The organism is Micromonospora tarapacensis, from assembly GCF_019697375.1.
In the GTDB taxonomy this organism is placed as follows: domain Bacteria; phylum Actinomycetota; class Actinomycetes; order Mycobacteriales; family Micromonosporaceae; genus Micromonospora; species Micromonospora tarapacensis.
Genome location: NZ_JAHCDI010000004.1, coordinates 4,631,676 through 4,654,960 on the forward strand (window position 1 = coordinate 4,631,676; position 23,285 = coordinate 4,654,960).

28 protein-coding genes, 1 tRNA gene and 2 pseudogenes are annotated in these 23,285 nt (G+C 71.1%); 13 read left to right on the top strand and 18 right to left on the bottom strand.

The window, feature by feature from the left end; translation table 11 throughout:
- Positions 1 to 19: 19 nt before the first annotated feature.
- From KIF24_RS27140 to KIF24_RS33515, 6 genes and pseudogenes are all read left to right on the top strand, one after another.
- Entirely contained in the window at positions 20 to 325 is a 306-nt protein-coding gene (locus KIF24_RS27140; RefSeq protein WP_221086449.1) for a hypothetical protein, read from the top strand.
- Positions 316 to 1,749 carry an FtsK/SpoIIIE domain-containing protein gene (locus tag KIF24_RS27145; protein ID WP_221086450.1) on the top strand — a complete coding sequence of 478 codons (1,434 nt, stop codon included), beginning with the start codon at positions 316 to 318 and terminating at the stop codon, positions 1,747 to 1,749. The genes KIF24_RS27140 and KIF24_RS27145 overlap by 10 nt, the downstream gene beginning before the upstream one ends.
- Entirely contained in the window at positions 1,746 to 2,393 is a 648-nt protein-coding gene (locus tag KIF24_RS27150; RefSeq protein WP_221086451.1) for a DUF2637 domain-containing protein, read from the top strand. The genes KIF24_RS27145 and KIF24_RS27150 overlap by 4 nt, the downstream gene beginning before the upstream one ends.
- Positions 2,390 to 4,184, top strand: a pseudogene (locus tag KIF24_RS35225) (replication initiator). Before KIF24_RS27150 ends, KIF24_RS35225 begins: the two are co-directional and overlap by 4 nt.
- Positions 4,185 to 4,207: 23 nt before the next feature.
- Positions 4,208 to 4,393 carry a helix-turn-helix transcriptional regulator gene (locus tag KIF24_RS27160; RefSeq protein WP_018722283.1) on the top strand — a complete coding sequence of 62 codons (186 nt, stop codon included), beginning with the start codon at positions 4,208 to 4,210 and terminating at the stop codon, positions 4,391 to 4,393.
- Positions 4,390 to 5,769: a tyrosine-type recombinase/integrase gene (locus KIF24_RS33515; RefSeq protein WP_331461303.1), complete on the top strand. Its 1,380-nt coding sequence runs from the start codon at positions 4,390 to 4,392 to the stop codon at positions 5,767 to 5,769. Before KIF24_RS27160 ends, KIF24_RS33515 begins: the two co-directional genes overlap by 4 nt.
- On the opposite strand, the gene KIF24_RS27170 is transcribed toward KIF24_RS33515, so the two are convergent.
- From KIF24_RS27170 to KIF24_RS27180, 3 genes are all read right to left on the bottom strand, one after another.
- On the bottom strand, positions 5,762 to 6,112 hold the full coding sequence (locus tag KIF24_RS27170; protein WP_221086452.1) for a hypothetical protein: 351 nt from the start codon (positions 6,110 to 6,112) through the stop codon (positions 5,762 to 5,764). The two genes, KIF24_RS33515 and KIF24_RS27170, sit on opposite strands and share 8 nt — an antisense overlap.
- A 146-nt stretch (positions 6,113 to 6,258) precedes the next feature.
- A tRNA-Arg gene (locus KIF24_RS27175) sits at positions 6,259 to 6,331 on the bottom strand.
- 424 nt (positions 6,332 to 6,755) lie between these two features.
- Positions 6,756 to 7,214 (bottom strand): SitI3 family protein, encoded by a 459-nt coding sequence (locus tag KIF24_RS27180; protein ID WP_221086453.1) that lies wholly within the window; start codon positions 7,212 to 7,214, stop codon positions 6,756 to 6,758.
- A 683-nt stretch (positions 7,215 to 7,897) separates the two neighbouring features.
- Between KIF24_RS27180 and KIF24_RS27185 the strand changes: the two genes are divergently transcribed.
- Positions 7,898 to 8,458: a hypothetical protein gene (locus KIF24_RS27185; RefSeq protein WP_221086454.1), complete on the top strand. Its 561-nt coding sequence runs from the start codon at positions 7,898 to 7,900 to the stop codon at positions 8,456 to 8,458.
- A gap of 39 nt (positions 8,459 to 8,497) precedes the next feature.
- Here KIF24_RS27185 and KIF24_RS27190 read toward each other — a convergent pair whose 3' ends face one another.
- Positions 8,498 to 9,343, bottom strand: a complete 846-nt coding sequence (locus tag KIF24_RS27190; RefSeq protein WP_221086455.1) for a hypothetical protein — start codon at positions 9,341 to 9,343, stop codon at positions 8,498 to 8,500.
- On the bottom strand, positions 9,340 to 9,921 hold the full coding sequence (locus KIF24_RS27195; protein WP_221086456.1) for an RNA polymerase sigma factor: 582 nt from the start codon (positions 9,919 to 9,921) through the stop codon (positions 9,340 to 9,342). The genes KIF24_RS27190 and KIF24_RS27195 overlap by 4 nt, the downstream gene beginning before the upstream one ends.
- 210 nt (positions 9,922 to 10,131) lie before the next feature.
- Between KIF24_RS27195 and KIF24_RS33520 the strand changes: the two genes are divergently transcribed.
- Positions 10,132 to 10,566 (top strand): hypothetical protein, encoded by a 435-nt coding sequence (locus KIF24_RS33520; RefSeq protein ID WP_230415928.1) that lies wholly within the window; start codon positions 10,132 to 10,134, stop codon positions 10,564 to 10,566.
- Entirely contained in the window at positions 10,567 to 10,974 is a 408-nt protein-coding gene (locus tag KIF24_RS33525; protein WP_230415929.1) for a hypothetical protein, read from the top strand. It begins immediately after the preceding gene.
- Here KIF24_RS33525 and KIF24_RS33530 read toward each other — a convergent pair.
- On the bottom strand, positions 10,933 to 11,202 hold the full coding sequence (locus tag KIF24_RS33530; RefSeq protein ID WP_230415930.1) for a hypothetical protein: 270 nt from the start codon (positions 11,200 to 11,202) through the stop codon (positions 10,933 to 10,935). The two genes, KIF24_RS33525 and KIF24_RS33530, sit on opposite strands and share 42 nt — an antisense overlap.
- Before the next feature lie 6 nt (positions 11,203 to 11,208).
- Positions 11,209 to 11,520 carry a calcium-binding protein gene (locus KIF24_RS27205; protein ID WP_221086457.1) on the bottom strand — a complete coding sequence of 104 codons (312 nt, stop codon included), beginning with the start codon at positions 11,518 to 11,520 and terminating at the stop codon, positions 11,209 to 11,211.
- Between the two features lie 222 nt (positions 11,521 to 11,742).
- On the opposite strand from KIF24_RS27205, the pseudogene KIF24_RS35230 reads away from it, so the two are divergent.
- Positions 11,743 to 12,267, top strand: a pseudogene (locus KIF24_RS35230) (TOTE conflict system archaeo-eukaryotic primase domain-containing protein); the annotation flags it as partial.
- Positions 12,268 to 12,475: 208 nt separating this feature from the next.
- On the opposite strand, the gene KIF24_RS27215 reads toward KIF24_RS35230, so the two are convergent.
- Positions 12,476 to 13,969 (bottom strand): glycoside hydrolase family 130 protein, encoded by a 1,494-nt coding sequence (locus KIF24_RS27215; protein WP_221086459.1) that lies wholly within the window; start codon positions 13,967 to 13,969, stop codon positions 12,476 to 12,478.
- On the bottom strand, positions 13,966 to 14,679 hold the full coding sequence (locus KIF24_RS27220; RefSeq protein WP_331461304.1) for a hypothetical protein: 714 nt from the start codon (positions 14,677 to 14,679) through the stop codon (positions 13,966 to 13,968). The genes KIF24_RS27215 and KIF24_RS27220 overlap by 4 nt, the downstream gene beginning before the upstream one ends.
- Before the next feature lie 38 nt (positions 14,680 to 14,717).
- On the opposite strand from KIF24_RS27220, the gene KIF24_RS34795 reads away from it, so the two are divergent.
- Complete coding sequence (locus KIF24_RS34795; RefSeq protein WP_331461305.1) at positions 14,718 to 15,080, top strand: hypothetical protein; 363 nt, start codon at positions 14,718 to 14,720, stop codon at positions 15,078 to 15,080.
- Here KIF24_RS34795 and KIF24_RS27225 read toward each other — a convergent pair.
- The 6 genes from KIF24_RS27225 to KIF24_RS27250 form a co-directional block, all read right to left on the bottom strand.
- Positions 15,014 to 16,150, bottom strand: coding sequence for a glycosyltransferase (locus tag KIF24_RS27225; RefSeq protein ID WP_221086460.1), 1,137 nt, complete (start codon positions 16,148 to 16,150; stop codon positions 15,014 to 15,016). The genes KIF24_RS34795 and KIF24_RS27225 overlap by 67 nt on opposite strands.
- Before the next feature lie 120 nt (positions 16,151 to 16,270).
- Entirely contained in the window at positions 16,271 to 17,284 is a 1,014-nt protein-coding gene (locus KIF24_RS27230; RefSeq protein ID WP_221086461.1) for a glycosyltransferase family 4 protein, read from the bottom strand.
- Entirely contained in the window at positions 17,281 to 17,454 is a 174-nt protein-coding gene (locus KIF24_RS27235) for a hypothetical protein (protein ID WP_221086462.1), read from the bottom strand. Before KIF24_RS27235 ends, KIF24_RS27230 begins: the two co-directional genes overlap by 4 nt.
- 165 nt (positions 17,455 to 17,619) lie before the next feature.
- The gene (locus tag KIF24_RS27240) at positions 17,620 to 18,339 is read right to left on the bottom strand and encodes a SigB/SigF/SigG family RNA polymerase sigma factor (RefSeq protein ID WP_221086463.1); all 720 of its coding nucleotides are present in this window, start codon (positions 18,337 to 18,339) and stop codon (positions 17,620 to 17,622) included.
- A 222-nt stretch (positions 18,340 to 18,561) separates the two neighbouring features.
- The gene (locus KIF24_RS27245; RefSeq protein ID WP_230415931.1) at positions 18,562 to 19,293 is read right to left on the bottom strand and encodes a GAF and ANTAR domain-containing protein; all 732 of its coding nucleotides are present in this window, start codon (positions 19,291 to 19,293) and stop codon (positions 18,562 to 18,564) included.
- A gap of 83 nt (positions 19,294 to 19,376) precedes the next feature.
- Positions 19,377 to 20,132, bottom strand: a complete 756-nt coding sequence (locus tag KIF24_RS27250; RefSeq protein ID WP_221086464.1) for a GAF and ANTAR domain-containing protein — start codon at positions 20,130 to 20,132, stop codon at positions 19,377 to 19,379.
- A 150-nt stretch (positions 20,133 to 20,282) separates the two neighbouring features.
- Between KIF24_RS27250 and KIF24_RS27255 the strand changes: the two genes are divergently transcribed.
- Entirely contained in the window at positions 20,283 to 20,588 is a 306-nt protein-coding gene (locus KIF24_RS27255) for a lipopolysaccharide assembly protein LapA domain-containing protein (protein ID WP_221086465.1), read from the top strand.
- 222 nt (positions 20,589 to 20,810) lie between these two features.
- On the opposite strand, the gene KIF24_RS27260 is transcribed toward KIF24_RS27255, so the two are convergent.
- The 3 genes from KIF24_RS27260 to KIF24_RS33535 form a co-directional block, all read right to left on the bottom strand.
- Positions 20,811 to 21,362, bottom strand: a complete 552-nt coding sequence (locus tag KIF24_RS27260) for a hypothetical protein (protein WP_221086466.1) — start codon at positions 21,360 to 21,362, stop codon at positions 20,811 to 20,813.
- Between the two features lie 129 nt (positions 21,363 to 21,491).
- Positions 21,492 to 22,274 carry a Rossmann-fold NAD(P)-binding domain-containing protein gene (locus KIF24_RS27265; protein ID WP_230415932.1) on the bottom strand — a complete coding sequence of 261 codons (783 nt, stop codon included), beginning with the start codon at positions 22,272 to 22,274 and terminating at the stop codon, positions 21,492 to 21,494.
- On the bottom strand, positions 22,271 to 22,456 hold the full coding sequence (locus tag KIF24_RS33535; RefSeq protein WP_230415933.1) for an FAD-dependent oxidoreductase: 186 nt from the start codon (positions 22,454 to 22,456) through the stop codon (positions 22,271 to 22,273). The genes KIF24_RS27265 and KIF24_RS33535 overlap by 4 nt, the downstream gene beginning before the upstream one ends.
- Before the next feature lie 112 nt (positions 22,457 to 22,568).
- Here KIF24_RS33535 and KIF24_RS27270 point away from each other — a divergent pair, with 112 nt between their 5' ends.
- Entirely contained in the window at positions 22,569 to 23,261 is a 693-nt protein-coding gene (locus tag KIF24_RS27270; RefSeq protein WP_221086467.1) for a TetR/AcrR family transcriptional regulator, read from the top strand.
- Positions 23,262 to 23,285 lie beyond the last annotated feature (24 nt).

Below are 23,285 nucleotides of genomic sequence, written 5' to 3' on the forward strand. Positions count from 1 at the left end.
TCTGATGAAGGAGGGCGTGATGCCCACCGTAGTTCACCCTGCCCTGATCGCCGCCGTGCCGCTGCTGGCCGGCGCGCTGCTCCTGATGGTCCGGACACACCTCGCCGACCTGCGGCACGTGCTGCGGGAGGTGGAGGCGGCCGTCCGGTCGGCGCTGCGCCTGCCGCCGCCGTCGGGCGTGGTCTACGCGATTCGCTGCCCGCGTTGCTGTCGGTGGGTGAAGCCGCGCCGGTTCGACCTGCGGCGCATGTCCTGCCGGCCGTGCATCTCCACCCTCGGCCGTGGCCGGGGCCGTCGTGGTCAGGGCGGTGGCGTGTGCCTCTGATCAACATCATTCCGGGGGACAAGATCCCCGTTGCGCCGATGAATGTGCGTCTGCCCGCGTGGCGGGTGCCGGGCTGGCTGCTGGTGTTCTGGTGGCTGGCCCGGGGCCTGCTCCGCCTCACCGTCCTGGCCGTCCGCTACTGGTGGCTCACCAGCCCAACCGTCCTCGCACTGTGGATCCGCGCGGAGTTCGGTGGCCTGGTCCTGGCCGCCGTCGTCACCACGGTTGCCGCTGGCTGTGTCGGCTGGTGGCGGTGGCATCCCGCGTCGTGGCTGCGGTTCGGCTGGTACCCCCTCGTCGCCCGCATCCGGGCGCTGCTGGTGTACCGGCCTCGGTGGGCGTCGGTGATGGCGACCTGCGGGCTGGCGACGGTGTTCGGTGGTGACCGCTACGTGCCCCGACTGGTCAAGCTGCGCTGTGACCGGTGGGGCGATGAACTGACCGTGCGCATGCTTCCCGGCCAGATCCCGGATGACTGGGGCCAGGCGGCGGAACGTCTCGCCTACGCGTTCCGCCAGCACACTGGGCAAGCCCGCTCCACCGATCGCCCCGACCGGGTGGTGGTCCGTTTCATGCGCCGCGACCCCCTCGCTCGCATGGTCGCGCCGCTGCCCGTGACGGACGTGCCCGACCTCGGCGGGCTACCCCTCGGCGTGCGGGAAGACGGCGAACCGTACCGGCTGCGGCTGGCCGGCTCACACGTGCTCATCGCCGGGGCGACCGGTGCGGGCAAGGGCTCGGTGCTCTGGTCACTCATCCGCTCTCTGGCCGGCGGCATCCGCTCCGGTCTGGTCGAGGTGTGGGCGTTCGATCCGAAGGGCGGCATGGAGTTGGCGGCCGGGGTGCCGTTGTTCGCCCGGTTCGCCTACGACGATCCCGACGCCATGGCCGGCGTCCTCGACGAAGTCGTCAAGCGGATGCGGCTGCGTGCGTCCCGGCTGCGGGGGGTGACCCGGCAGCATGTGCCGACGCTGGCCGCACCGTTGCTGGTCCTGGTCATCGATGAGCTGGCCGCGCTGACCGCCTACATCACCGACCGCAAAGTCCGCGACCGGATCAAGGAATCCCTCGGCCTCCTGCTCTCCCAGGGCCGCGCGGTCGGCGTGCACGTCATCGCCGCGCTCCAGGACCCGCGCAAAGACGTGCTGCCGTTCCGGGATCTGTTTCCGACCCGCATCGGCCTGCGGCTGACCGAACCGGAGCAGGTCGACATGGTCCTCGGCGACGCCGCCCGCGACCGGGGCGCGCTCTGCGACCGGATCCCGGAAACGGCGCCGGGTGTGGGGTTCGTCGTCCTCGACGGCGTCCGCGAACCCGTCCGGGTCCGCTTCGCCTACCTCACCGACGACGACATCCGCTCCCTCGGCCGCACCTACCGCCGCCTCGACCACACCACCGACGACGAGCGGGAGGTGACCACGTGAAGACCACCAACGCGCAACGGATAGAGGGCGTGGTCCTGGTCCTCATCGTCCTCATCGTCGGCGGACTCGCCGGAGCAGCCTCGTTCACCCACGTGCATGACTGGACGATGGCGAACTCTCCGGCCGGTACGGGGGACTGGTTCGGCTGGGCTAACGCCGCTATCTCCGAACTGCTACCCCTGGCGGCGCTGCTGACCATCCGGCAACGCCGCCGCACCGGTGGGCCGATCGGGTATCCGATGTTCCTGCTCGTGTGTGCGGTCGCGCTCTCGTTGGCCGCGCAACTCGCCGTGGCCAAACCGGGCCTGTCCGGGTGGCTGCTGTCCGCCGTGCCGGCGCTGGCGTTCCTGGGCCTGTCCAAACTCGTCTTCTCCACCACCCCCGTACCGGCACCCGCCGACCCGCCGGCCGACGAGCGGCGGACCGACGTGCCGACTGGCAGTGACACGCCTTCCGTGCGCGCCGACGGCGACCAGGCGGCGAACGTCGTCCCGGACGCCGATCACGAGCAGCAGCCTCGGCCGGTGATCCTGCGGCCCGTGCCGTCGATCGACCGCGATCGGCGTCCCGGCCTAGTGCCCGTCTCGCCGGCAGCGTTCACCCCGCGCAACGGCACTCCGGCCGGTCCGGAGGGTGACCGGTGAGCCAACTCGAACTCATCCCCACCGCGACCCCGGCCGATCAGGCTACGGAGCGGCCTCGGCCGGGGTCGCGGGCCGATCGGATGCGCAAGCCCCTGGCCAAGGACGCGCTCAAGCAACTCGCCGAACAACACGGCGTCTGCGTCCGCCCCCTCGCCCTGCGCCGCACCGACACCGCCACCGGCCTCACCGAAGTGGTCGAGGTGCCGTGCGGGGCCACCCTCGCCGTCAAGTGCAAGCCGTGCGCGGAACGCGGCCGGCGGCTGCGGATCCAGCAGATCCGGGAAGGCTGGCACCTCACCGACGAACCCGCCGTCCGCCCCGACAAGCCCGGGGAAGACGTGCTTGCCCTGGTGCGGGTGCGGGCGCACCTGGAATTCGAGCGGGAAGCGGTCCAGTACCAGCCGATGACCCCGACGAGCGGGTCACGCACCTGGCCGACATCGACGCCGCCATCGCCGAACTGGACGAGGCCCTCGCTGAGACGAGCCTGCGGGGGCACCTGACCCCGAAAGACCGCGACGAGCGGCCACGCCGGAAACGGTCGACCCGACGGCGGCAGGACTCACCCGACCTGCCCCGGCTGCCCGTCGACGCGCGCACCGTCGGCCGGGCCTACTCCGGCACAACCGGCAAAACCCACCGGCCCTCCATGCTCATCACCCTCACCCTCGGCTCCCACGGGCCGGTGCACTCCCACCTACGACGCGGCCCTTACATCGCGCCGTGCGAGTGCGGGCAGCGACACGGCCCGCGTGATGACGTCCTCGGTACGCCGGTGGATCCGACCACCTACGACTACCGCCGGGCAGCGTTGGATTCGATCCACTTCGCCCGAGTCCTCGACCGGTGGTGGCAAAACGTCCGCCGGGCCGCCGGCTGGAACGTCCAATACGCGGGCGCCGTCGAGCTGCAACGCCGCCTCGCCCCACACGCGCACTTCGCGATCCGCGGCACCCTCCCCCGCCGACTGCTCAAACAGATCGCCGCCGCCACCTACCACCAGGTGTGGTGGCCGCCGTTCAACGAACCCGTCTACCGGGTGGACAAGCCACCGGTCTGGGACGTCGACCAGCAGCAGTACGTCGACCCGAAAACCCGCGAGCCGCTGCCAACCTGGGGCGAAGCCCTCGACGCCCTGGAGGAACCCGACAGCCGACCCGCCTACGTCGCCCGCCTCGGCCGGATCGACGCACGCGGCATCGAGCAGGGCACGAAGGACGCGGAACGGTCCATCCGGTACGTGACCAAGTACGTCACCAAAGACCTAACCGACATGGCTCGGCCACGCTCCGACGCGCAACAGGCACACTTCGACCGGCTGCACGCAGAACTGTCCGTACTGCCCTGCTCACCTACCTGCGCCAACTGGCTGCTCTACGGAATCCAGCCCGACGGCGTCAAGGCCGGCTTGACGCCCGGCCGGTGCACCGGGAAGGTCCACCAACGCTCCACCCTCGGCTTCACCGGCCGCCGCGTCCTCGTCTCCCGACAGTGGTCCGGCAAAACCCTCGCCGACCACCGCGCAGACAACCGGGCCTGGGTGCGGGCGATCCTCGCGGGCGGCATGGCCGACACCGAGGAACACGACCAGGCGGCCGACGAGGCAGACGGGCGACGCGGTACCGGTTCGAACTCGCCCGACCGGAAGACCCCGACGTGCCACCCCTGGAACACCGACTCCTGCGCGCGATCTCGGCCCGCATCCGATGGCGCACCGACCTCGACACCGCACGACAACGAACAGCCGGCGCAGTGTCGGCCACTGCTGCATCCCTCTCCCCTGCTGCCTGACCATCTGGAGGACAGAACCCCTCATGGAAAGTGAGCTGCTGACCGTTCCGGAAGTCCTATCCGTCCTCAACGGAGTGTCGCGGCGGACCTTCTACCGCTGGCGTGAGCTGGGTATCGCCCCGGAATGCATCAAGCTGCCCAACGGTGAGCTGCGCATTGAGCGCCGGGATCTGCGGGCGTGGCTGGAGCAGCACCGGGAGGCGGCGTGAAGTCCCGCGAGGTGCGGATCCGGGGCATTCAGGTCAACGCGCTGGCGGGCCGCAAGAAGTCGTACACCGTTCGGTGGGTGGTCGGAGCGGGGCCGAAGTCGCGGACGTTCAGCACCCGGGTGCTGGCGGACAACTTCCGGTCGGACCTGATGCAGGCGGCGAACCAGGGCGAGGCGTTCGACGGCGACTCTGGTTTGCCGGAGTCGATGATTGCGCCAAAGGAGTCGGTGAGCTGGCTCGGATTCGTCCGCAGGTACCTCGACATGAAGTGGCCGGGTGCGGCGGCCAAGTCCCGCGAGAGCACGACGGATGCCCTGGCGTCGGTCACGGCCTCGCTGGTGCGGGAGATGGCAGGACGGCCTGACCCGGTGGTCCTGCGGCGGGCGTTGCGGGAGTGGGAGTTTCCGCCTGCGTCTCGGCAACTCGACCGGCCGGCGGAGGTCGCTGCGGCGTTGCGCTGGTTGGAGCGGGCTTCGCTGCCGGTGTCGGCGCTGGCGGAAGCCGCGGTGGTGCGGCCGGCGTTGGACGCGCTCGGCCTGCGGATGGACGGCCGGGCGGCGGCGTCGTCGACGACCAGGCGGCGGCGCTCGGTCTTCTACAACGTCCTTCAGTACGCCGTCGAGCTGGAGTTGTTGGATTTCAACCCGGTCGACAAGCTGCGGGTGCGGTCGAGTCGGCGGAAGCTGTCTGGTGAGGTAGACCGTCGAGTCGTGGTGAACGTCCGCCAGGCGCGGGAACTGCTCGTCGGGGTCACATACGTCGGCCAGCGAGGCAAGGACGGCCGGCGCGGTGAGCGCCTGGTCGCCTTCTACGCCTGCCTGTACTTCGCGGCGCTGCGGCCAAGTGAAGCGCTAGGGCTGCGGAAGCGGGACTGCCACCTGCCGGCGAAGGGTTGGGGTCTGCTGACGTTGGAGAGGTCTCGGCCGGCGGCGGGGAAGCGGTACACCGACAGTGGCGAGGTGCACGACGACCGGGGGTTGAAGCACCGGGGCGATGCAGAGGCGCGGGAGGTGCCGATCCCGCCGGAGCTGGTGGCGATCCTGCGAGCGCACATCGACCGCTTCGGCGTGGGTGCCGACGGGCGGCTGTTCCGCAGCGGGCGGGGCAACGTGGTGGCGTCCTCGACGTACTCCCGCGTGTGGGAGGAGGCGCGGCGGCTGAGCCTGACACCGGAGCGGGTCGCCTCTCCCCTGGCCGGTCGCCCGTACGACCTGCGGCACGCCGGGGTGTCGCTCTGGCTCAACGCGGGCTTACCGGCTCCGGAGGTCGCGGAGCGAGCCGGCCACTCGGTCGACGTGCTGCTCAAGGTGTACGCGAAGTGCCTCGACGGGGACCGCAGCCGGATGAACGAACGCATCGAAGCGGCGCTCAACTGATGACGCCGCACCGTTCCCGGAACTCTGTCAGCCAGCCGAGCACCTGCTCGTCGTCATGCAGGTACGGTTCGCCCGGGCCGGCGCGCAGATCGATGCCGGAAAGCATCCCGAGTGCCCACCAGATCGTCTCATCGACCTCGGCGTACTCCAGGCTTTGTATAGCCCGGGTTGCCCAACGGTCGACCTCGTCGCGCGACTGGCCGCCGTCGAGGATGGCCGTGAACCGGGCCTCCACGTCGGCGCGGCTGGGCGGTGTCGGCTGGCCAATCATCATGACTACGATCCTGCCAAACAGGGCACGTTCCCTGTCGACCACGGATGGGCCGTTCAGCTGGGCAAACACCCTTGCTCGTACACCCAAGATCATTGCACGTATTCTGCACGGACGGCTGCAAACGGCGGCTCCGGGTGGCATCCGGCTGCACACCTCGGCCGATCGACGGGGAAGCGTATCCGCAGGCCAGAGGGCGTTTTTGCTGATCTTTGAGGTGCCCCCGGCAGGATTCGAACCTGCGACACACGGTTTAGGAAACCGATGCTCTATCCCCTGAGCTACGAGGGCGCGAGGGCCTAGTCTAGCGACCTGGGGGTTCACCTGGGGTGGCAGGGAGTGGCCCGCGTTCACCCACGTTCCCCGGAACCCCGTTCGCCCAGCCCAGGACCACACCCGGAGCACACGAACCCCGGTTTGCGACCGGCGGTCGGCCATGGTGACCCACGTTGGCACCGGTTCACCCCGGTTGGCATCCGCTGGAGAGCACACACCGCGCACATCATCGAAGATCATGTGGGGCTACCCGCTCCCCCGGCTGGGCGCCGCCTCCCACGGGGGATTCCGGCCAGGTGGCGATCAGCCGCGCGGCGGCCCGGTCGTCGTTGTCGCGGGTCAGGTCCGTCGGGGGTCGAGGAAGACGACGTCGACGTCGCCTGCGGACGACGGGTCGAAGTTTCGTCGTTCGTCAGCGGGTCACCCGCGCTCGGCTGGTTCATTGGGTGATGATGAGGTCGTCTATGCCGTAGTGGCTCCACCAGGTGGGCCGGTGTCTGCGGAGTGTGCCCCCGACGCGGGTCAGCAGGAGCCAGTTGCCGTTCTGGATTAGCGCCGCGTCTTCCTGCCGGGCGGCCAACACCCGGGCCACGGCCTTCATCATGTTCGGGATCCCCTTGTCGACCAGGTCGTCTGCCCGCATGGAGAAATCGATGTCGACGTATGTCTCCGGCTCCCACTCCCAGCGGGTACCGTCGTCGGCCTCGGCATCGAAATAGCCCTGGCTCCCTGAGGAGACGGTCAGCGCGTACCCGCGGGTGTCGTAGAGGCGGGCACTGAGCAGCCGTGGGTTGGTGCCGCTCGGCTTGGGCTTCTCGGCGGGTTCGGCTGCCACGAGATCAGCCACGTGGTCCAGGGGCAGGTCACCCGCCAGGGTCAACCTGAACTCGACAGCCATCTCTGCGCCTTCCTCAGTCTCGACGGACGATCTGCACGATCGCGCCATTGGGCGTTACCGCGACGAGTTCTTTCAGCTTCTCGACGGGCCACGCCGCGAGCGTATTCGCTCGGGCGACCGGGACCGACACGACCGCACGCGGTCGTCCGCCGCCGCTTCCTCGAGGGTGGCTTCACCCCGCCTTGCGGCGTTTGTAGGGTCGACCACGCGGCGAGGTGTCCGTCTTGAGGCGGGTCCTTTTCCGCGTGGTCTCCCTCCGAACCTGCCGTACGAGTTTCCCCGTAACAGGCTCTCCAGCGGTCGTGTCCGTGTTACGCGGTCGTGGCCGGAGCGTGGACGGCGTCGTGGCACACCTTCTACCAATGCGAACGCAGGTCGCGGGTCCCCATCAGCGGTCCACCGAATCTCGCAGACGATGAAGCGGCGGGTGCATCTCCTACCGTCAGCCAAGCAATCTCGGCGAAACACACGCAGCCATCCCCGCTCCCGGCCCCGCAGGCACGACAACCCCAGCCGCCCGCCGCCGCTGGCCGGCGCCTCGGACACGATGTGCGAGAGCCGGGAATCGATCGAGCGCGGGGAAGGCGTACGGCGTGACTGCCCATAACGGGGGCGCGGGGCCGCCGTTCCTTGACTGGCCTGATTCCCACGCCAACCATCGCTGCAACGGCTTGAATGGCGGTGTGCAGGTCAGCAAGGACGGGCGGGACTGGCGCATCGGCGCCGCCGCCGACGTGAGTTGGATCGCCGGGCACACCACTGCCGGCGTCTCGATCACCACCGCCATCCCGCCGGTCTTCGACGCCTACGCCACCACCTACCAGGCCGACGACGTCACCGCCGCCGCCTACGAGCAGGCCCTGGTCGAAGACGTCATCACGCACACTCCGGACCAGCCGTGGTGGCTGGCCTACCTCGACACCGGCGCCCACGATGTCGTCTTCCCCCGCGCCCCGAGGGTGTCGCTCTACTGGGACTGGCCGTACGTGCTGGTCGAGGCCGGCCCCGAGCAGGCCCTCACCTGGCGGACTGGTGGTCACATGCGCCACGGCCGCGGAGCGCTACCCGACCTGTTCTTCCCCGCCGACCGGTCATGGCTGGTCTCCGCCCTCTGGGACGACACCTGGACCTGCGTCGGCGGCCCCGCACCAATGATCCACACCCTTCAACGCGACCCCGTGGCCAACGCCCGCCAGGTCCAACCCGAGGAGGACGCGCTGCCACCGGGGCTGGTCCGCGAGTGACGACCCACGCCCCGGACAGCGGTCAGCCTCCGATCAGGGCTAACGCCCCCACTTCTCGGCAGGACGGCAGCCGCTGGTCGGTTTGCCGTAGATCCGCTTGCCGTCCGGGCCCGTATAGCAGTGCTCGAGTTGGTCTTCGGCCTGGAACAGCGGACGCCTGTCGATCTCCGTCCCGTGGGCGTCGTAGCTGACCAGTTCAGGGTCGTTGCCGGTCTTGAGTCTTGCGTCGCTGGTCATGAGGCCGAACGCGCCTTCGAAGAGCCGGGCTGCTGTGGTGTGGCCGTCGCCGTGGTCGAGCACGAGCCGGTGGACGCGGCTGCTGACCCGGCCGCTGAGGCTGACGTCCCCACCGTCGAACTCGGTGGAGGTCAGCAGCAGCCGCTGCACCGGCCCGGGCAGCCAGACGCCGTGCGTCCACGGCTCGGTGGCGCCCCCGCCGGACTCCCGGGCCGTTCCCGCCCCTTCCACGTCGCAGGTGGCGTAGCCGACGTCGTTCATGAACAACACCAGCGCGCGGTCACCTCGCTCGATGGCCACCGCCAGGTCGGCCAGGGACACCGGGACGGGTGGCTCGCTCGGGTTCTGCCGCGTCTGCCGTTGCGGGGAGTTCCACTGCAGGCACCGCTCGGCCGCATCCTGCAGCGTCGGCGACAACTCACCCGGTCCCATGGCCAGCACCTGCAAGGGCGATCGGTCCGGCCGCTGCCACACCACCGCCACGACACCGGACGCCACGGCCAGCAGCACCACCCCCGCCACGGCGGCTCGCAGTCGTGGCGTACGAGCTGGGCGCGGGCGCACAGAACCGAGGATCCGGGCCCGCATCGCGTGCGCCGCCTTCGGCGGCAGGTCCCGCTCCGCGGGTAGGTCGAGAATGTCGTTCACCGCTTCCCCTCCTGAATCTCCTCGGGCAGCAGCCGCGCCAGGCGGCTGCGCGCCCGACTGACCCGGGACCGCACCGCCACCTCGCTGATGCCCAACACGGCTGCCGCGTCCGGGTACGACACGCCGGACCACAGGCACAAGGCCACCGCCTCCCGCTCGGCCGGTGACAACCGGCGGACCACCGAGAGGACCTCGGTCATCCGCCGCTCGTCGTCGAGCCGCGCGGAAACCTCCTCGGCGAGGTCACCATCGGCGTACCGCTCTGCCGGTAGACGCCGTATCAGCGCCAGCCACCGGCGCGCCGACCGCCACTCGGAGCGGACCGCGTTGGTGGCGACGACCAGCAGCCACGGCAGCGCCGAGCCGTCCACCAGCCGGGCGTCGTGCCGGCGGCGCCACGCGACGAGAAACGTCGCCTGGGTGACGTCCTCAGCCGTCGACCACGACCCGGTCAACCGGAACGCATGGTTGTAGACCGGACGGGAGTACCGGTCAAAGAGCCGACCGAACGCCGCCTCGTCACCGGCGGCGATCGAAGACCACAGGTCGTCGTCCGACGGCCATACCTGATGCCTCACACCACACTATGGCCGCGCACGCCGACCCTGTTGCAGGCCGACGGTCAACGTCTGAGGCCGTGGCGCCGGCGCGAGAGCCGCAGCGCGTGTAGGCGATGGTGGCCAGCTCACCGGGCGGCGAGTCAAGCGTCAGGTGTCGAGGCCTGCGAGGTTGAGGCGTTCGAGCAGGCTGGGCTTGCGGGCGTGCACCGCCCGTAGCTCGGCCAGCCGGTGTCGGAACGATGCGCTGTTTCCGTCGCGTTCGGCGAGGTCGTGCAGGTCGACGAGGAGTTGAACGGCGGTGTCGTACTCGCGGGGTTTCTTCGTGGCGATGAGGTCGTCGACCCGCTGCCAGGCGGCGGGTTGGTCGACTGCGAGGGTGTCGAGGTGTCGTTGCCGGGTTGCTGCGGCGGACCGTTCCCGGCGGACCCGGTCGCGTTCACGCTGCTCGGCGTCCCGTCGTTCCCGTCCGGCGCGCAGCTCCGCGGTGGTGGCGAGCAGTTGCCCGGCAGTACGGACGGCCGTCGGGGTGGACGCGTCGGTGCGGTGTGCGTCGCGGTAGCGGCGCAGCAGTCGGCTGCGCAGGTGGCTGTCGCCGCCGGTGATCAGGTCGGTCAGGATGGCGTCCTTGTCCCGAGCGGGCAGCCCGACGACCCACGTCCGTAGTTGCGCAGCGGTCAGTTCACCGCAGGCGGCCGGCGCCGACCCGGCCGCCGCAGCCGCGATCAGATCGGGGTCGATGCGCAGGAACTCAGCTACGGCGGTGAGGGCCGCGTCGAGGGCACCCAGCCCGGCGGGGACGGGCGGTTCGGGCTCGTCGTCGACGATCTCCTCGGACTGTACGCAGCGCAGCCAGGCCAGGTAGAGCAGGCGCAGGTCGCCGGCGGCGAGGCAGGCCCGGACCGGGATGATCGAGGCGAGCAGACCGTGGCCGTCGAGGTCCCACTCGTCGGTGCCGTCCTCGTCCTCGTCGTGAAGATCGATGATGACGTGCGTGCCGGCGGCCCACGCGGATGCGCTGTCACCCTGGCACTACTGGGCGACGGTGGCGGGGTCGAGCACGTGTTTCGGTAGCCGCAGCATGAGCTGGCGGGTGCCCCAGTTGGCCAGGTACAGGTGCGCGTCGAAGTACCGTTCCATCAGCGTGCGCGGGTCGCCCTTGACGTCACCCCACTCGTCGGTGCTCACGAAGCTGGTGGCGGTGATGTCGGCCCGAGTGGACAGCGACCGCAGCTCGGCCCGCTCCCGGCCGGTGAGGGGCCGGTCGACGGCGGTGAACTCGTAGTACTGGTACTCGCTCATCGTGGCCTACCGTCCGGCCCAGTGTCGGTAGGCGTCGATCCACGCGGCACCGTCCGGCGCGGGGGTGGGTAGCGGCAGGTCGAGCAGGCCGACCCGCTGCCGGTGACGACCTCTGAAGCAGACCGCGACGATGCTGTCCGCGGTCAGGTCAACCTTCCGCACGGTGACCTCGACGCCGAGGACGATGGTGGTGAACGGCACTGCCAAGTGCTCTTCGAGCATGGTGAACAGGCCGGCGAGCTGTTCGTCGTCGCCGTACGCGTCGACGGTGGCTTCCTCGATCATCGCCTCCAGCGCGGCATTGCCCTTCGATGCCATCGGCGGAGAATAGCGGACCGGTGTCAGGGGTGTTCGGAGCCCGATGCGCGAGGATGGTCGGCATGGGGTTCGGTGGCCGAGTTCGTCGATCTTCGGCGGGAGGTGGAACGGTTACGGGCGGAGAACGCCCGGCTGGGACGTCTGCTGGAGTTGCGCGGCCAGGACACGACTGCGGCGCCGGAGCAGTTGTCCGCGCCGGTGGAGCCGCCAGGGCTGGTCACCATGGCTTCGCCGACTCGGGACAAGCTGGCGTTGTTCGCCGACCGGTTCCGGGCCCGGGCCGACGTGTACGCCGTGCGGTGGGACAACGCCCGTACCGGCGCTGCCGGGTGGATGCCCGCGGTCGCCGGAGGCTGGCGTAAGGGTACGGACCGGCGCGGTACCACCTACCTGCCCCGCACGACGGAGGTCGTCGCGGCACATCTCGTCGGCGACGTGTTCATGGGCCTGTACCCGCTGCTGCCCGGCAACACCTGCCACTACGTCGTGGCCGACTTCGACGGCCCGACGGCGATGCTCGACGCCCTCGCCTACGCGAAGGCAGCACGAGCCAGCGCGGTGCCCGCCGCGTTGGAGATCTCCCAGTCAGGCCGCGGCGCCCACATGTGGATCTTCTTCACCGGCGCTGTTCCCGCGGCCACCGCGCGCGCCGCCGGCACCGTCCTTCTCCGCGAGGCGATGGTGCTGCGCGGATCGATGGACCTGCGCTCGTACGACCGGCTGTTCCCCAACCAGGACGTCCTGCCCGAGGGTGGCTTCGGCAACCTCATCGCCGCACCGCTACAGGGCCGCCGCCGCAAGGACGGACTGACCCCGCGAGCGCTGGTACGAGCGTTACCAGGTGCACGTGGCCAGGGTGGAGCGGCGACGTCCGGCCGTGGATCACCGAGGTCGATGCCGAACCGTGGCTGGGATCGTCCGGCCCCCCGTGGGAGCGACCAAGATCTGAGCGCTCTCATCCGCCCCGGTTACCCGGTGCTGGCGCGGACTCCACCATCGCGGCGAGGAGCGTGGCCACCGGTACGGTGGCGAACCCGACCCGGTTGTCGCTGGCCCCGTACGGCAGCCACAGCTCACCGTCGTGGACGAGCGCGCCGCAGGAGTAGACGACGTTGGGGACGTAACCGTCCTGCTCGGCCTCGTCGGGCGCCAGGAGCGCACCGGGCAGCCGCGCGATCACCCGTTCCGGTCGGCGCAGGTCGAGCAGGAGCGCGCCGATGGCGTACCGGCGCATCGGGCCGACGCCGTGGGTGAGCACGAGCCAGCCGACGTCGGTCTCGATGGGGGATCCGCAGTTGCCGACCTGGATCAGTTCCCAGCTGTCCCGGGGGGCGTGCAGCGGCACCGGATCCTGCCACCGGTTCTCACCGTCCAGGCGGGTCAGGCCGATGGTCTCGCCGTCGGCGCGGCACAGGGCGAGGTGCCGGCCGCCGACGGTACGGGGGAACAGCGCGACGCCCTTGTTGCGGACCCCCGGCCCGCGCATCGGGGTGATCTCGAAGCGGCGCAGGTCGCTGCTGGCCAGGACGCGGGTGGCGATGCTCCGGCCGTCGTAGGCGGTGTAGGTGGCCCGGTACACCGGCCCGGACTCGTCGGTGAACCGGACGAACCGGGGGTCCTCCATGCCGTTGCTCTCCGCCGGAACAGCCGGCCAGAGCACCCGTTGGTGCAGCGCGGTGTCGGCGGGGAAGGTCGTGGCGTAACTGGCGGCGTTGGTGCGGCGTACGTGTTCGAGGGTGTCCGGTCCGGTGCTGCGGGAGAGCAGGTCCGGTGGCAGATCGCCGAGAACGCGATCGAAGGTCGCCTCGTCGTACCGGTCGGGCAGGGCGTCCAGCACGGACGCGGTCACCTCGTTGTCGCAGTCCTCCTCGGCCAGACCGGCGACGAGCAGGTCCCGGCGGTGCCGTACGGCCGTCCGCTGCCCGACGACCAGCGGGCCCGAGCGGTCGGCGACGGTGAGCCGGCGGCCGGGTCCGAGGACGGCGGTGGCGAACCCGATGGACGACAGGTGACCCTCACCGATCTGACGCAGGCTGATCGCGACGCGCACCTGCCCGGCGTCCAGACCGCCCTGATCCGGGTGGACCACCATCGACGGGTTGCACAGGGCCGCCGCCTCGACCGCGTACTCGTGACTGAAGTAGGCGCCGATCAGGAGCCGGGTGGTGGGGGAGAAGTCCCGGGCCCGCGCGATGCGGTGGCGGACGAGGTCGTAGTGGTGGTGGAACGTGTCGTCGAGGTCGCGGTGTCGGGCACCGAAGCGGTCGAAGGTTTCCCGCAGCAGCCGGCCGGTCTCCTCGTCGTCGAGGTGCGCGACGCGGTCGATGAGCGCCCTCGCGCGGCTGCGCACCAGGGCGTCGTCCTCACCCGGGACGAAGAGCTTGACGACGACCCGGCGTGGATCCGGGGCGAGGGTGGTGCCGTGCCGGACGACCGGGGCGCCGGTCACGACCACCGCCGGGCGTGCTGCAGGGTGGCGATGAGGGCGAGGGTGGACTCGGCGCCCTGGTTGAGGTTGGGGCCGTGTGGGGTCAACCCGTCGTAGCCGCCGCCGGTCGCCGGATCCCACATCGGCGTGCCCAGATCGTTGTCGCCGAGGAACCACCCGACCGCCTGGCGCACTCCGGCCCCCCAGCCGAGGTCACCGGTGACCGTGGCGGCGGTGGCGCAGGCGTCGGCGAAGGCGGCGACTTCGATCGGTTGCTGGTCGTGGCGCGGTCGTGCCACGCCGCGCTGCCACCCACCGGCGGGTACGACCGACAGATGCCCGTCGCGGAGCTGGACGTCGCGCAGCCAGGCCAGCATCCGCAGGCCGTCGTCGAGGAGTGGACCGCCCTGGCGCAGTTGGCTGGCGGCGATGACGACCTCCGCGAGGGCCGCGCTGGCGTAGGTGAGCCGCTGCTGCGGCCAGGGCCACCGCGGGTCGGTTCCGCAAGCACCGACTGCGGTGGCCGCATCCGACAGCAACGCCGCCGCGGCGGCGTGGGCCGGGTGGCGGCGCAGCACCTCGACGGCACCGAGCCCGGCGAAGGCCATCGCGTGCGGCGCCGGGGAGCGCCGGTTGGCGCCCCGACTGAAGGCGACGAGCGCCTCCTCACGGATCCAGGCGGCGGGACTGCGGGCAGCGGCGGTGCCCAGCCCCACAGCGCCCGGCCCCACCAGTCACCGAGCCCGGGCGCGTCGGTCCACCGCCGGTCGTGACCGAGCCGGTTGCGGAAGGCGCCGCCGCCGTCCTGCGCGTGGGTCAGAAAGGCGAGGTAGCACTCGGCGAGCCGGAGCACCTCCTCGGTCGGCTCCGGCTCGCGGCTGGTGACGACCAGGCCGCGAGCGACGTCGTCGGTGCAGTAGCCGTGCTCACGGCGAACGATGGCGTGCCGGGCGTGCTCGAACAGGCCGGTGTCGTCGCTCAACCGGCTCAGGTGCGCGAAGCCCGGACCGGGCACGGTGGGCCGGGCTTCGCTGTCCGGCGTGCCGGGGCGGCTGGCGGTCGCGGTCACGCCGACGCCGCGCTGACCGCGGGAAGGCGGGCGGCGACGAGCCGTTCGGCGAGCGTGCCGTAGCGGGCCGCCACCGCCGGCCAGCGTAGGTCCGCGGCCAGCGGCCGGACACGGCCGGCCAGCCGGGCGGTCAGGCCCGGTTCGGTCAGGATCCGCCGGATCGCGGCGGCCAGCGCCGCCGGATCCTGATGAGGTACGACCAGACCGGGGCCGCCGGTGAGCAGCTCGACGGCGTGCGGGAAGGCTGTCGCCACGACGGGTGTCCCGGCCGCCACCGCCTCGATGAGCACCCCGGAGGTGACCTGTTCGCGGGAGTCGTAGGGCAGGACGACCACGTCGGCGGAGCGGATCAGCCGGCCGAGGGTGGTCTGGTCGTGGTAGACGTCCTGGTAGTCCACGGCGTGGGCGACGCCCAGCTGCGCACCGAGCCGGTGCAGCCCGGACCGGTACACCTCCCCCTGATGCTCGACCACCTTCGGATGGGTCCGGCCCGCGACGGTGTAGGTGGGTGTCGGGTCCAGGTCCTGCAACCGCGCCAGGGCCCGCAACGACCACTCGACGCCCTTGCCGGGGCCAAGCAGTCCCCAGGTCAGCAGGTGGGGCCGGGCGCGGCGGTCGGCGGGTAGGCGGACATGTTCGGCGGCGCCGTGCGGGATGACCGTCACCTTGTCCGGACGTACGGTGTAGCCGACGAGCAGCCGGTCGCGGGCCGTGTCGGTCATCGTGACGACCGCTCCGGCGGCGGTGACGATCTGTTCCAGCAGGGACCTCTGCCGGGCCGAGGGCCGGCGGAGCACGGTGTGCAGGACGACGATGCTCGGCACGGTGAGTCGGCGCAGCAGCGGCAGGACGTCCTCGCCGTCGGCGCCGGGGTAGATGCCGTACTCGTGCTGAACGACAGCCACCTCGAAGGCGTTAAGGGCCGTCGCGGCGTCCCGCCAGCCGGCCTGGGTGCGGGTCGACCAGGTGTGCACGACCCCGGGTCCGGCCCGCAGGTCGTCGCCACGGTCGGTGACCCGGACGATGCCGCCGCGCGCACCGTCGGCGGTCAGGTGGGCGGCGAGGGCGGAGTTGAAGGTGGCCAGTCCACACCGGGTCGGTGGGTGCGTGCTGAGGAATCCGTAGCTGGGCATGGGTGTCGGGCCTTCCGGTTGTCGGCGCCTCCGGAGTACGGGGACGAACCTCACGCGGTATCGGCGCACGCCGGCCAGCGTGTGTGGCCGGCGGAGCGGGTTCGCAGGCGGTGATCGGGTTCAGCGGTGCGATCGGCGGGTGAGGTGGTCGTAGACCGCCAGGTAGTCGGTGACCATCCGGTCCGCGCCGAAGCGCTGACCGGCCCGGGACCGGCAGGCGGCCCGGTCCAGCCCGGCAGCCCCGGTGACGGCGTCGACGGCCTGCTCGACGGTCTGCACGAGGAACCCCGTCACCCCTTCGTCGACGACCTCCGGCATGGATCCTCGCGCGTACGCGACGACCGGCGTGCCGCAGGCCATCGACTCCACCACCGACAGTCCGAACGGCTCGTTGAAGGCGATCGGGTGCAGCAGGGCGGTGCTCCCGCCCAGCACCTCCGCACGCCGTCGAGGGCCGACCGATCCGAGGAAGACGACCTGGTCGCCGTCGATGTGCGGGGCCACCTGTTCGGCGAAGTACCGCTCGTCCTGCACGATGCCGCAGATGGTCAGCGGCCGGCCGGCGCGGCGGGCGATCTCGATGGCGGTGTGGGTGCCCTTGTCGGGATGGATCCGGCCGAAGGCGGCCAGCCCTGGACCAGCGTCGCGGGTGAACGGCAGCCCGGTGAGGTCGACGCCGTGGTGCACCGTGGCGACGTAGTCGAGCTCGGCGGTCCGGTCGGCGTCGGAGATCGACACATAGGACGAGCGGGCCCGGACGTACGCGGGGAGGATGCCCGGGCCGGAGAAGCCGTGCACGGTGGTGAGCAGCGGTGCGCGGCAGTGCTCGGCGAGGGCGAGCGGCAGCCAGTCGAGGTGGTTGTGCACCAAGTCGAACTCCGACGAGCGGGCCATCGCGTGGGAGACGTGCATCGCCTCCCACACCCGGCCGTCCAGTTCCGGATCGTCGGCGTACCCCCGAGGGCACACGCCGTCGAGGGCGGCGGAGGTGACGGAGTCCAGCGTCGCGAAGAGGGTCACGTCCACGCCCCGGGTGACCAGCCCTTCGGCGAGCAGCCCGGTCACCTGCTCCCAGGGACCGTAGTGGTCTGGGGGTGTCCGCCAGGCGACCGGCCCGAGCAGGGCGACCCTCACGGGGACGGCGCGTCGGCGAGGTCGGCCGGATCGAGACGCAGGGTGGCGAGCAGCCCCACGTGCTTGGCGGGGTCCATCCGCTCCGGCAGTTCGCGCTCGACCCAGTCGGCCCTGGCCTGCTGCCCGCGGTCGCGCAGCGCCGCAACGATCCGGTACCTGGCGATCTTCATCGTCTACCCCCCTCTAGAAGCTGTTCGCGATGGTCATGCGTACCGGTGGCGGTCTGACCGGTGGCCAGGGCTCTGCGGCGGTGATCGGACGAGCGGCCATGACTTCCTTCTGGTGAACTCGTCGGCTCGGCGCGGGTGCCCGAGCGGTTTCCGGCCGGCGCCGGGTCAGCGGGGCATCCCGGTTCTCAGCTGGGCCAGCGAGCGCTTCAACAGCCGGGAGACGTGCATCTGGGACAGCCCGACCCGGACGGCGATCTCCGCCTGGGTCAGGTCACCGTAGAACCGCATGGTCAGGATCCGGCGTTCGCGTGCGGGAATCGCCGCGAGGAGCAGCCTGAGGGTTAGGTGCTCGTCCACGGTCGCGTATCCCGCATCGACGGCGCCCTTGAGCGCGTGGCGACCGATGCCGTCGGCCCCGGGTCGTGGCTCGTTCAGCGACGCCAGGCGATAGACACCGAGGGCGGCGACGGCGGCCAGGAGTTGGGCGACGGTCACCTCCAGGTCGTCGGCGAGCTCTCGATCCGTCGGTTGGCGACCGCGTTGCTGCGCCAGCCTGCCCCGGGCCTCGGGCACCTGTGCACCCAGTTCCTGGGCCGCCCGCGGGATCCGGATCGCCCAGGCCTTGTCGCGGAAGTGCCTCCGGATGCCACCGAGGATGGTCGGGACGGCGTAGGAGACGAACGGCACGCCCCGACTGCTGTCGTATCCGTCCACGGCCTTGATCAGGCCGAGCGCGCCGACCTGTGCCAGGTCGTCGTAGGACTCCCCGCGTCCGGTGTACCGGCGGGCCAGACGACCCGCCATCGGCAGGTTCGCCTCGATGACCCGGTTACGCAGCCGTGCGCGGTCGGGATCACCGACGGTCAGGGCTGCGCGTTGACGCAACAGTTGTTCGCTGTTTCCCGTGACCAGGCTCAGCGTCGGAGGGGAGGAAGCGGCTGTGGGTGTCACGGTGGAGGTGACCATTGTTGCAACGCCCCTAACGGGCTGGTGGCGGCGAGACTGGCGGCCACCGGGGACCCGGGCGACACCGTCACCGTACGCCTTCATCTCCCCGACCGACACCCGGACGGGCTCTGGGGGCGAACTCGGCTGTCTATCCGGTCGTCAGCCCGGCCGCTTGGCGACTGGCGCCGGCGCGAACTGCTCGGAGCCGTCGACGATCGCCTGGGACAACTCGGACAGCCGCCGGTTGCGACCGCGAGCGCTGTCGCGCAGCAACGCGAAGGCCTGGCCCATGTCCACCTGGAGGCGTTCGGCGAGGATTCCCTTGGCTTGTTCGATCAGGACACGGCTGTTCAGGGCAGTCTGCAGCTGTTCGGTGAGCATGTCGCGTCGGTGGATGGCGCGCTGTTGCAGCAGTCCGATGGTGGCCACGCCGGCGAGTGCTTGACCGATGCGGAGCTTGCCCTCGTCAAGGGCTCCCGGCCGGACCTCGAAGAGGTTCAGTGCGCCGATGATCTCGGAGCGCAGGCGCATGGGCAGGGCGTGCACCGCGGCGAAGCCGACCTCGGCCGCCGCGGCGGTGAACCTCGGCCATCGGGCAGTGGTCAGGTTCAGGTCGGCGACCGACACCGGTTGGCCCGTGCGGAAGCAGTCGAGGCAGGGCCCCTCGTCGGTCTGAAGCTGGAACAGCTCCAGCAGCCGGGTGCGTTCGGAGGAGGCGGCGACCACCTGCAGCGTGTCCCGCTGGTCGTTCAGGAGCAGCCCGGCCGCCGACACACCCAGCAGATCGACACACCTCTCGGTCAGCACGTGCAGGAACTCGATCACGTCGAAGTCGTCGACGAGAGTGTCGGCCATCTCCACGAAAACGTCGGCCAGCTGGGTCTCGGCCATCTCAGTCACCTCGTCAATCAGTGGTCCCACCGGTCACCCGACGGGCTGGTCCGTGCGGCGCCGTCTTGGCGCCGATCCCCTGTTCACCCATTCCGGTCACCACGTGTCCGGGCCGGGCCGAGACGCAGGCGCCGGGCGACGACGTCAGTCGCCACGTCCCGCAGCCGCCGGTCCTGGAAGTACGCGTAGGCGCGCAACCGGACGAGCGCCACCGCCGCGGGCACTCCCAACTGGACCATGATCATGCCGGTCGCCTGGTGCACCTCGGGGTGGTGCAGGCCGGTCCCCTCGGGCCCCTGATCGTCCCCGTCCATCCCGTGGCGCGTCCCGCCGTCCAGCAGCACCGCGCATGCCGTATCCGCCAGGACCAGCACGTCGGCCAGTTCCTCCGCCGCCAGGTCGTCGGTGCGGGCCCGGTAGAGGTCCAGGACACCGAGGCTGATCCCGCCCACCCGTAGTGGCAACGCGAACACCGCACAGACCCCGGCGAGCACCGCGGCCGGCGCGAACATCGGCCAGCGGTGCCGGCACTCCGGCACAGTCAGATCGGCGACCAGGACAGGTCCACCGGTGGTTGCGTCCACGCACGGCCCCTCACCTAGGGTGAGGGTCAGGTCTTCCAGCTCCAAGGCGGTCCGGTCCGTGGCGTACACCAGCTCGCGCGGCGTGGCGTCGAGGATGACCGCGACGGCGGCGGAGTCGACGCCCGAGACCGAGACTGCCGCCGCGCAGACATGATCGACCGTGATCGCGTTGCCTCGGGCGGCATCGCGCAGAACGGCCCACAGACGCAGCCGGCGATCGGAGGTCATCGGATCGCCGCGCTCCGGGTTGCCCATTCGCACTGCTGACTCCGACCCGGATCGTTCGAAGCGGACGTTACGGCACGGCGCTGAGGTCCGGGGCGACGGCCAAACCATACCGCGCATGGCGCCGCCGCGCGGCCGGCGGTGAAGCGGTCGCGGGCCGGAGGCCTGTGGGTCGCTGCCGTGGTGTTCGCGGTCGTACTCCTGCTGCTGCTCGTCTTCGTACTGCAGAACGGGCAACGCGCCGAGGTGTCGTTCCTCGGCGCGCACGGCACCTTGCCGATGGGGGTGGCACTGCTGCTGGCCGCGGTTTCCGGGGTCCTGCTCGTCGCCCTCCCCGGCACCGCCCGGATCGTGCAACTCAGAATGCTGGGCCGCCGTCGCGTCACGCAGGACGCCAGCGCGCCCGAGCATCGTGCGACCACCCGGCCGGCGACCGGCGTCTCCCGCGTCCCACTGCCGCCCCGCCCAGCGAGTCAGGACGGTTGAGCCCGGTCCGTCACCACGCCAGTCACCACGATCTCCCGCATCGGCCGTCTCCGCACCCCGGCTCGTCCTCGCGTCTTGTCGCATCCGGTGATGAGGGGCCCGCGGCCGTCGATCTCGCGGAGCCGTTCCGCAACCCGACGAACGGCGATGGCCGTCACCCACGCGAGACCGTCGACCTGATCGGGCGAAGGTCTGCCCCTGTCCCGGTCGGGACCGCGCTGCTCAGAACCACTGCCGCACCACGACGCCCGCGCCACCGCCGTTGTCGCCCAGGTTGTTGTCGTTGAAGGTGAAGACCAGGTGCGGTGCCGGATCGCCGTTGCTGGAGAACAGCATGCAGTCGCTGTCGGTGCCGACCGGGAACCAGGAGCTGGGGCCGTAGGTCCGGCTCGTCTTCTTCAGCCACATCGATCCGGTGGTCACCCGGGCGATGAGCGCGTAGCGGGGGGCGCCGGGTGCCGGCCATCCGCCGGTGGCGGGAGCGGCCGGCAGCTCGCCGGCGATGCTCTTGGTGGTGCCCCAGAAGTCGATCTGGACACTGCCCTGGGCACTCACCCGGAAGGCGTCCGAGTGGATGATCCTGATGGGCGACGACCACGCCGTCTGCCGGTTGCCGGGCGCGGACCAGGCGGCGTGGTCCTGGTGCTGCGGGGTGGTCGAGTGGTAGCAGTCGCCCAGGGCGGTGTCGGCCGCCGCCGGGCCGGCCGGCAGCAGCGTGACCGCGAGTGTGAGGGTGAACGCGGTGACGGTTGAGATGATCGCTCTGGCCTTCATGGCGGCTCCTGCCGGGAAGCCCGCCGACGGCAGCCGCCAGCGGTGGCGCCCAGTGTGTCCCATCCCGACAAGCAGCCGGCCCATCTCGGACGGGCCGACGGGGCCGGCCCGGCGAGGGTGCGGGACGGGTCAGGCGGTGCCGTGGTGCCCGTCCGGGGTCGCGGCAGTCGCGCCGGTGGCGTCGCCGAGCAGCGCGACCGCCTCGCGCAGCGCCTCGTCGATCGGCTGGTGGCGTAGGCCGAAGGTGGTGGTGGCGGCCGTGGAGTCCATGACGAACGGCCGCGCGAACTGGTACGCCGTGGTCTGGAACTCGCGCAGCATCGGGATGAAGAGGCCGGCGGCGCGGAGGATCGCGCCGGGGACGCTGGTGAGCTTCGGCGCGGGTGCTCCGGCCACCTCGGTGAATCGGGTGGCGAGTTCCCGGATCGTCATCGGCGCCGCGCTGGGCACGTGCCAGGCCCGGTTCCACGCCCGCTGGTCGGTGGCGGCGGTGACCAGCATCGCCGCCACGTCGTTGATCGACGTCCAGGTGCGCGGCACGTCGAGCGGGGCGGGGGCGAAGGTGCGGCGCCCGGCGAGCAGCGGCTTTCCCAAAAAGAAGCTGAAGATCGACTGTGCCTGGAGGTAGTCGCTGCCGCGTACCTCGGTGACGGCGTGGATCCGGCCGGAGCGCTGGGCGGCGAGGGCGTCGCGCCACATGTCGGCGCGCATCTTCAGCTTGGGGTGGGTGGCGGCGAGCGGGTTCTGCTCGGTCATCGGGCCGGTGACCTCGCCGTACCCGTAGAGACAACCGGCGATCACCAGCGGGGCGCCGGAGCGCTCGGCGGCGGTGAGCAGCGCGGTGGCCAGCGGCGGCCAGTCGGTGAGCCAGCGGTGGTAGGCCGGGTTGAGGCAGTTGTAGATCGCGGTCACGCCCTGCGCGAGTTCGCTGAGCCGGTCGGCGTCGGTGGCGTCGACGGCGATCCGCCCGACCCGGGGTGGTTCGGGCCCCGGCCGGAGCGGCTGACGATCCGGACCTGCTCGCCGCGCTCGGCGAGCTGTCGGGCGGTGGTCGCGCCGACCATGCCGGCGCCGACGATCAGGTGTACGGCCATTGGAGTCTCCCATCCGAAACGAGAGCAGCGCTCTCTAGCAAGACTCATGCTCACCCACTCGCACCCCCACTGTCAAGAGCACTGCTCTCGAATGTGTGCGACACTCCCTGACATGCCTGCCGCCACCATCCGGGCCAGGGCCCGAGCCGAGATGATCAATGAGATCAAGGCGATCGCCCGTCGCCACCTCGCCACGGAGGGGGCCAATCTCTCGCTGCGCGCCGTCGCCCGGGACATGGGGATGGTCTCCTCGGCGATCTACCGCTACTTCCCCAGCCGGGACGACTTGCTCACCGCACTGATCGTGGACGGCTACCACGCCCTCGGCGACGCCGCCGAGGCCGCCGACGCCGAGGTCACCGACCGCACCGACCTGCGCGGCCGGTGGCTCGCCGTCAGCCACGCGGTACGCCGCTGGGCGCTGGCCCACCCCGCCGAGTACGCCCTGCTCTTCGGCAGCCCGGTCCCCGGTTACGCCGCCCCGCAGGAAACCACCGTGGCGGCCACCCGGACCCCGGCCACCATGATCGGGATCCTCCTCGACGGCTTCGTCGCCGGCACCCTGACCGATCCCGGTCCCGGTGAACTACCCGGCCCGGTGCGCGCCGACCTCGCCGCCGTCCGCGACGCGCTCTTCGAGGGGCTCCCCGAGTCCCTCCTGGCCCGGGGCGCCACTGGCTGGCTCCAGTGCTTCGGCGCCGTCAGTTTCGAACTCTTCGGCCAGCTCGACGGCCTGATCGAGGCGCGGGAGGAGCACTTCGACCACCAGATGCGCCGGATGTCCGACCTGATCGGCCTGCCCTGAGCGGCGCCGTCCTGCCTGGCGAAA

Bases quoted from the DNA above. Each gene is read 5' to 3' on its own strand.
- KIF24_RS27270 (WP_221086467.1), top strand. From the start codon at position 22,569: ATGCCTGCCGCCACCATCCGGGCCAGGGCCCGAGCCGAGATGATCAAT.
- KIF24_RS27235 (WP_221086462.1), bottom strand. From the start codon at position 17,454: ATGAAGATCGCCAGGTACCGGATCGTTGCGGCGCTGCGCGACCGCGGG.
- KIF24_RS33535 (WP_230415933.1), bottom strand. From the start codon at position 22,456: ATGGCCGTACACCTGATCGTCGGCGCCGGCATGGTCGGCGCGACCACC.
- KIF24_RS27160 (WP_018722283.1), top strand. From the start codon at position 4,208: ATGGAAAGTGAGCTGCTGACCGTTCCGGAAGTCCTATCCGTCCTCAAC.
- KIF24_RS27140 (WP_221086449.1), top strand. From the start codon at position 20: ATGCCCACCGTAGTTCACCCTGCCCTGATCGCCGCCGTGCCGCTGCTG.
- KIF24_RS27245 (WP_230415931.1), bottom strand. From the start codon at position 19,293: ATGGCCGAGACCCAGCTGGCCGACGTTTTCGTGGAGATGGCCGACACT.
- KIF24_RS27180 (WP_221086453.1), bottom strand. From the start codon at position 7,214: ATGGCTGTCGAGTTCAGGTTGACCCTGGCGGGTGACCTGCCCCTGGAC.
- KIF24_RS27250 (WP_221086464.1), bottom strand. From the start codon at position 20,132: ATGGGCAACCCGGAGCGCGGCGATCCGATGACCTCCGATCGCCGGCTG.
- KIF24_RS27260 (WP_221086466.1), bottom strand. From the start codon at position 21,362: ATGAAGGCCAGAGCGATCATCTCAACCGTCACCGCGTTCACCCTCACA.
- KIF24_RS27225 (WP_221086460.1), bottom strand. From the start codon at position 16,150: ATGCCCAGCTACGGATTCCTCAGCACGCACCCACCGACCCGGTGTGGA.
- KIF24_RS33530 (WP_230415930.1), bottom strand. From the start codon at position 11,202: ATGAGCGAGTACCAGTACTACGAGTTCACCGCCGTCGACCGGCCCCTC.
- KIF24_RS27205 (WP_221086457.1), bottom strand. From the start codon at position 11,520: ATGGCATCGAAGGGCAATGCCGCGCTGGAGGCGATGATCGAGGAAGCC.